5 protein-coding genes are annotated in these 6,857 nt (G+C 45.8%); all 5 read right to left on the bottom strand.

Annotation, left to right across the window (positions count from 1 at the left end):
- Positions 1–191: 191 nt before the first annotated feature.
- The 5 genes from ACOJS8_RS21355 to accC all read right to left on the bottom strand — a co-directional run bounded on the left by ACOJS8_RS21355 (position 192) and on the right by accC (position 6,785).
- A complete protein-coding gene (locus ACOJS8_RS21355; RefSeq protein WP_420150581.1) occupies positions 192–1,571 on the bottom strand; it encodes a sodium:solute symporter family protein in 1,380 nt (459 codons plus the stop codon).
- Positions 1,572–1,680: 109 nt separating this feature from the next.
- Positions 1,681–2,535, bottom strand: a complete 855-nt coding sequence (locus tag ACOJS8_RS21350; RefSeq protein WP_420150580.1) for an inositol oxygenase family protein — start codon at positions 2,533–2,535, stop codon at positions 1,681–1,683.
- A gap of 81 nt (positions 2,536–2,616) precedes the next feature.
- Positions 2,617–3,657: a serine hydrolase domain-containing protein gene (locus tag ACOJS8_RS21345; protein WP_420150579.1), complete on the bottom strand. Its 1,041-nt coding sequence runs from the start codon at positions 3,655–3,657 to the stop codon at positions 2,617–2,619.
- A 51-nt stretch (positions 3,658–3,708) separates the two neighbouring features.
- The gene (locus ACOJS8_RS21340) at positions 3,709–5,346 is read right to left on the bottom strand and encodes a sodium/sugar symporter (RefSeq protein ID WP_420150578.1); all 1,638 of its coding nucleotides are present in this window, start codon (positions 5,344–5,346) and stop codon (positions 3,709–3,711) included.
- Positions 5,347–5,441: 95 nt separating this feature from the next.
- A complete protein-coding gene (gene accC / locus ACOJS8_RS21335; RefSeq protein WP_420150577.1) occupies positions 5,442–6,785 on the bottom strand; it encodes an acetyl-CoA carboxylase biotin carboxylase subunit in 1,344 nt (447 codons plus the stop codon).
- Between the last annotated feature and the right edge of the window lie 72 nt (positions 6,786–6,857).

The raw sequence follows: 6,857 nt of genomic DNA, 5'->3' as shown, positions 1-6,857 counted from the left end.
TTTTTTGGTTTTTTATGTTTTTTCGCTTTAATTTTTTTTTCACGAAAATTTATCTTAATTTAAAAAAAAACCACTACCGCGACTGGGGACAGAAGCGACGCCAACCCGAATTAAATACAAGAAATTAGTTTAACAAGAAGGGCACTACCTGATACGTAGTGCCCTTTTGATATAAGCGTTTTCTGAAGTTGTTAACTACTACGTTTTGCAGGCAGTAACAGGCTGCCGCCAATCATACCGAAGGTACTGGCTAATAATCCCCATAGTATAGGTGGATATTCTGTTTCTTTCCACAAGCAAAGTAGCCACACAATAAAACCAATGGCCATAGCGCATAGACAGCCGGACAGGTTTGCCGGTTTCCAATAGATACCAGCTGCTAACGGCACAAATAGCGAAACCAGGCTAAAAGCCGATGATTCGCCAACCAGATCAAAAATATTGGCGTCGCGTGTTGTGCTCATCAACACACATATGACTGTGATGACCACAATTGCCCAACGGATGGTTTTGAGAAGTTGCCGATCCGTAATGTCGGAACGAAAAAATTTCACTACGTTCTCGCCGAAAACCGTCGCAGGCGCCAGAATCGCCCCACTCGATACACTTAAAATTGCCGACGTAACAGCACCAAAAAACAGGATCTGCAACGGTAAGCTTCCGTGCCGCATAACCATGTTTGGAATGATAAGCTGGTTATCGTTCGGCAAATCAGAGTGAATAAGCTTAGCACTTAGAGCAATAAACAGCGGCAACATGGCTATTGTCAGGTACATTCCCGATGCAAGGTAAGAGGCCCGAACGGATATTTTTTCGGTTTTGGCCGCCATTACCCGCTGAAATACATCTTGTTGCGGAATAGAGCCTAACCCGATTGTTATCCAGGCCGCTACGTAGTTGAGCCATTCTTTTCCCGTTGAATTTGGCAAGAATCGGAAAAAACCAGCTGAGGTTCGTTTTTCAATAACTTCCCAACCGCCAACTTCCTGCCAAAGCGATACGGCCAGTACGGCCAAAGCCAGAATAATGATCAGGTTGTGAAAAAAATCAGTTACTGAAATCGACCACATGCCGCCAAGCAACGTATATATCATGACAATTGCGGCACTGGCAATAATGCAGTATTCACGTGGTATGTCGGTCACTACGCTCAAAACGATACCAATAGCGACCAACTGTGCAGCAATCCAGCTAAAATATGAAGGAATAATCATTACCGCCGATAACAACTCAGCAGACCGACCAAACCGAATCCGGAAATAGTCGCAGAACGTAGTGATGTTGAGCCGATACAATGGCCGTGCAAAAAAAGTGCCAACCAGAAACAGACAGAGTGCCGAGCCAAATGGTTCTTCAATAACCGCCAGCAACCCGCCTTCGACAAACATGGCGGGCGCTCCCATAATTGTTTCGGAACCGAACCAGGTAGCAAACGTAACGGATGCCGCCAGAAGCAAGGGTAAACCGCGTCCGGCCAGAACAAAATCCTGCGACGTCGTTACTTTCCGAGCCGCCCAGGCACCGACAGCTACGTTGGACAGCAAATAAAGCGCGATAAAAAAGAGAAGCATGACTGAAGCGGTATCACCAAAGCTACGTAATGCAATAATAAAAATTCCGTAAGCCTTCCGAAATTAATTCGTGGGCTTACGGAACGGAAATCCATATTGGCTGTGCTGATTACAACTTAAGCGTAGCCGGTAGATATTTCGCGATTAACTCTTCATAATAAGGTTTCAATTCGCTGACAACCGGCGGTTTTGGGCTTTTTGAGTACAAATCGTACGGATTGAATTTGCGAACCCATTTAAACATCTCGTGATCGTGATCGTCCATCAGATGGTTATAGGCTTCCTCGCGGTGTTGCGAATAAAACGAGTGGTATCGCATCATGTATAACGCCGGTTCGGGCATATAATCCTTCATGATCTGATACAAGTACTCATCATGCCCCCACGACATATGCACGTTACGTAGACCACAATTCGGCTCATAAACGCCGTATTTGGTATTATAGCGCTCATCGTAACTATCCGGATTGTTCGCAAAAAATTCGGGGTACACAATCTTATCGGAATGCTTACAGCCAACCGGGAACGTATCGCCCACAACGGCCCACTGTGGTTCGCCAAACAGACACAGAACTTTACCCATATCATGCAGGAAACCCGTCAGTACGAACCAGTCGGGGTGGCCGTCGGCACGAATGGCTTCGGCTGTTTGAAGCAGGTGTTGAAGCTGGTCAAGATCCGTGTCGGGATCAGAGTCGTCTACCAGCGTATTCAGGAACTCCATTGCCCCCCAGACTGGCAATTCTTTTTTATCGAATTTTAGAAATTCCCGCTCCTTTTCCCGGACGAAATCATAGGTTTGATACGTATGGTTCAGCCGATAAAACTCCCGGACGGTATCTCGCTCAGGAGAATCGTAATTTCGATATTCTTCCTTTGCTTTATGCTCAGGTTCGGGGTAGCGAATCAGCAGGTCGTCTTCCCACTGATCGAGGCTAGCTAGGGGCGCGGTTTCGCTAATCATGACCAAATGAAGTTTATGTAGCAAATTTACAATTATTTCCTGTTAACCAGCAAGATAGGGCACTTGGTTCTTTTTTATTTACTATTGCGTCAGCTCATCCAATACCAGCACACCATCTAATTCATCATAGCCGGATGCTGCCAGTATTTTCACTACGTTGCTGACCTCCTTTTTGTTGTTTGCCTTATTAGAAAATAACGCCATCACAAACTGCTTTGACGGTATGGTTATTACGTAATTGTTGAAGCCACACGTGCTGCCTGAATGAAACAGAACCGGGCTGGCAGGACGCCGAAAAAACCAGCCAGCACCGTAATAACTACCTGACCTGCTCGGAATGGCTTGCCCGGTACGTAGTAATGCGGCTTTTAGATCGAGCAACGTAGCGTTACCTAGCGCCGTGATCCATTTTTGGTAATCGACCAGTGATGTGTAAACACCTCCATCTCCTTTTGTGGCACTCGTTACGCTCTGATCGGAAAAAATATAACCTTTATCTTTTTGCCGGTATCCCATCGCTCGATTAGCTATTGGCTTATCAGCTTCATAAACCGTCGACTGATTCATATTTAGCGGTTGAAAAATATGTTCTTTCAGGAACGTAGCGAACGACTGGCCCGATATGCGCTCAATCACTAAAGCCAGCAAACAATACGCCGAGTTACTATACCGAAACTGGCTGCCGGGTTCAAAATACAGCGTATCACGATCTTTCAGAAGCGTCAGTATAGCGGTATCGAGCAATTGCTCCCGCTGATCAGGATTCATCACCGATTCATAATCCAGCAAACCCGACGAGTGAGCAAGCATATGCCGAATTTGTACTCTCTGCGCAACTTTACCCGTAAATTCAGGAAAAAATCGGCTTAGCGGATCACTTAATGACAATTTATCCGCTTTTTCCAGCAACAAAATTCCCATGGCCGTGAACTGCTTCGAGACCGACGCCATCCGAAAGTTTGTTTCAGGAGTGATTGCTATTTTCTTATCGACATTGGCAAATCCATATCCATTCTGATAAACAATTTTATTACCACTCATTATTAATAAAGCCGAGCCAGGCTGATCAGGCAAGTGGGACGCGCGCATGAGTGAGTCGAACCGCTCGCGCAGTTGTGCCATAGATGAAGTTGCCTGAAGAAAAAATATCGCTATCAGAAATTTTAGCATGACCTACCAGAAAACGGCATACAACACACCCAAAATAGCGAAGATAAATGCCGAGCCAATAACAAATGAAGGGGTAACGCGAAACATCTGCCGGTCAACAATAACGCTCTTGTTTGATTTATTGCCCACCGGATCGGTAAGTGATATGCCTACCATGAGCAGTACGTCGATGCAAAAGACCCAGGTTGTCCGATGCAAAAACGGAATTGGATCAGCTTGAATACCGATCATATTCATTACATCTGGCCAGAATTTCAACAGGATAGACAGCGGTAACGTTAAGATAGCAACAGTTAGCGCAGCCCGATTCGTAGCTCGTTTCCAGAAGAACCCGAGCAAAAAAATTGCAAATATGCCGGGTGTAATAAAGTTGGTATACTCCTGAATGTACTGATACACCTGATCGAGCGAACGCAGCATAGGCGCCAGGCCTATAGCAATCACAAATGATCCAACAACCGCCCAGCGCCCAACATTAACCAACTTTTGATCTGATGCGTTTTTATCGACGTATTTTTTGTAGAGGTCAAGCGTAAAAATGGTAGAAATCGAGTTACACTTACCAGCCAGCGAAGCAACAATAGCGGCTGTCAAGGCGGCAAAGGCCAGCCCTTTCATACCCACAGGCAATAGATTCATCAGCACAGGATACGCATGGTCGGGTTTTACTACACCTGCCGCATCGGTCATAGCTGCCCGGAAAGGGCCACTTTGGTATAATACATAGGCCGCAATTCCTGGAATGACCACAATCAGCGGAATCATTAGCTTCAGAAAGGCCGCAAACAGGATTCCGCTACGTGCCGTTTTCAGATCGGCGCCCAAAGCGCGCTGAACAATGTATTGATTACAACCCCAGTAATACAGATTATTGAGCCACATACCGCCCGTAACCAGGGCCATACCGGGCAGTTCTTCGTGATGTGGATGTCCCTTTGGCAGAAACATATGGAAATGGCTATCAGCCTTTTGCCGAAGCGACAACAAACCTCCCCAGACACTCGACGTTCCGGTTTCCTGAGCCACTAATTCGAGCGCCAGGTACGTAATGACCAGACCTCCAAAAATCAGAACAATGACCTGTATTACGTCGGTATAACCTATCACTTTCATACCACCCAACGTAATGAAAATAGCGAATATGGCCAGACCAATCGTGCAGGTCGTGAATGAAATTCCGACTAACGATTCGATGGCAATGGCACCCAGATACAGAATCGACGTAAGATTGACCAGCACATAAACGACAAGCCAGAACACGGCCAGAATCGTGCTGACGGTATCACTGTATCGTTGCGCCAGGAACTGCGGCATCGTATAAATATGATTGCGCAGATAAATCGGAATAAAAAAAACAGCGACAATCAGCAACGTAGCAGCCGCAAACCATTCGTAAGACGAGATCGCCAGGCCCATCGCAAAACCGGAACCGGCCATTCCAATAAAATGCTCTGCGGAGATGTTTGAAGCAATCAACGATGCGCCAATAGCCCACCAGGTAAGCGAACCTTCAGCCAGAAAAAAATCGGTCGTATTGAGCTGCTTATGACGTCTGCGTTGATAAATCCAGTAGCCGTATCCAACGACAATTATGAAATAGACGAAGAAAACAATGTAATCGGCAGTAGCGAGATGATTCATGTAGGCAGAAAAAACGGGTGTTTTGCAATAAAGCAAAACACCCGTTTTTTATACCAGACCACGTAGCGGAGGTGGGCCAACTCAAATGTGAGACATTATAATTTGCTGAAATCGAATCCTTCCAGAAAGGCGGTAGTAAATTGGCCAGACTTGAATCGTTCATCATCCATCAGCTTAATGTGAAAAGGAATTGTCGTTTTAATTCCCTCAATAACAAACTCCTGTAAAGCCCGCTTCATTCTTGTAATCACCTCTTCCCGCGATTGACCCGATACAATCAGTTTTGCAATCATCGAATCGTAGTTCGGCGGGATGGTATAGCCGGTATAAACGTGGCTGTCAATCCGAACACCATGCCCACCCGGAAAGTGTAAATTGGTGATCTTACCTGGTGACGGACGAAAACCATTGGCAGGATCTTCGGCATTGATCCGGCACTCCATAGCAAAAAGTTTAGGCGTATAGTTTTTCCCTGAAATAGCGGTACCAGCCGCTACTTTAATCTGCTCTTTAATCAGATCAAAATCCGTAACTTCTTCAGTAATAGGATGTTCTACCTGAATCCGAGTATTCATTTCCATGAAATAGAACTTCCCGTGCTTATCGACCAGAAACTCTACCGTTCCAGCGCCTTCGTAGCCGATTGCCTGCGCACCTTTGATCGCAGCTTCACCCATTCTAGCTCGAAGTTCATCCGACACAATGGGTGAGGGGGTTTCTTCCACCAGTTTCTGATGTCGGCGTTGAATCGAGCAGTCGCGTTCGGACAAATGGCAAACTTTACCGTATTGATCGCCCACAATCTGAATTTCGATGTGGCGGGGCTCTTCGACAAATTTTTCCAGATATAAACCATCGTTCCCGAAAGCTGCCCCTGCTTCTGTACGGGCGTCATTCCACGCTTTTTCAAATTCATCAGCCGAACGAACGATACGCATTCCGCGTCCTCCGCCACCCGCCGTGGCTTTCACAATAACCGGATAGCCCATTTCAGCCGACAATGTTTTGCCTTGTTCAACCGATTCGAGTAATCCATCCGATCCGGGAATAACGGGTACGCCAGCCGCTTTCATGGTCGCTTTAGCGGTTGCCTTATCGCCCATACCGTTAATCTGTTCAGCCGTAGCACCAATAAATTTGATGCCATAATCCGCACAGATTTGAGAAAATTCAGCATTTTCAGACAAGAAACCATAGCCGGGATGAATAGCATCTGCTCCGGTTACTTCAGCGGCAGAAATGATACTGGGAATACTCAGATAGGACTGTTTACTAACAGGAGGACCAATGCAAACAGCTTCATCGGCAAAACGCACGTGTAAACTGTCTCGATCTGCAGTTGAGTAAACAGCTACCGTTTTAATACCCATCTCACGACAGGTACGAATGATACGTAGTGCGATTTCCCCCCGATTAGCGATTAATATTTTTTTAAACATAAAAAATGAATGCTTGAATGCTTGAATGAATTAATGATTGAATAGTTGACTTAAAGCCTTATTCAATCATTA

Origin of the sequence: Spirosoma sp. (assembly GCF_048594605.1) — a bacterium.
GTDB lineage: Bacteria > Bacteroidota > Bacteroidia > Cytophagales > Spirosomataceae > Spirosoma.
The sequence above is the reverse complement of the archived record's forward strand: the minus strand, read 5'-3'. Positions and strand labels throughout refer to the sequence as shown.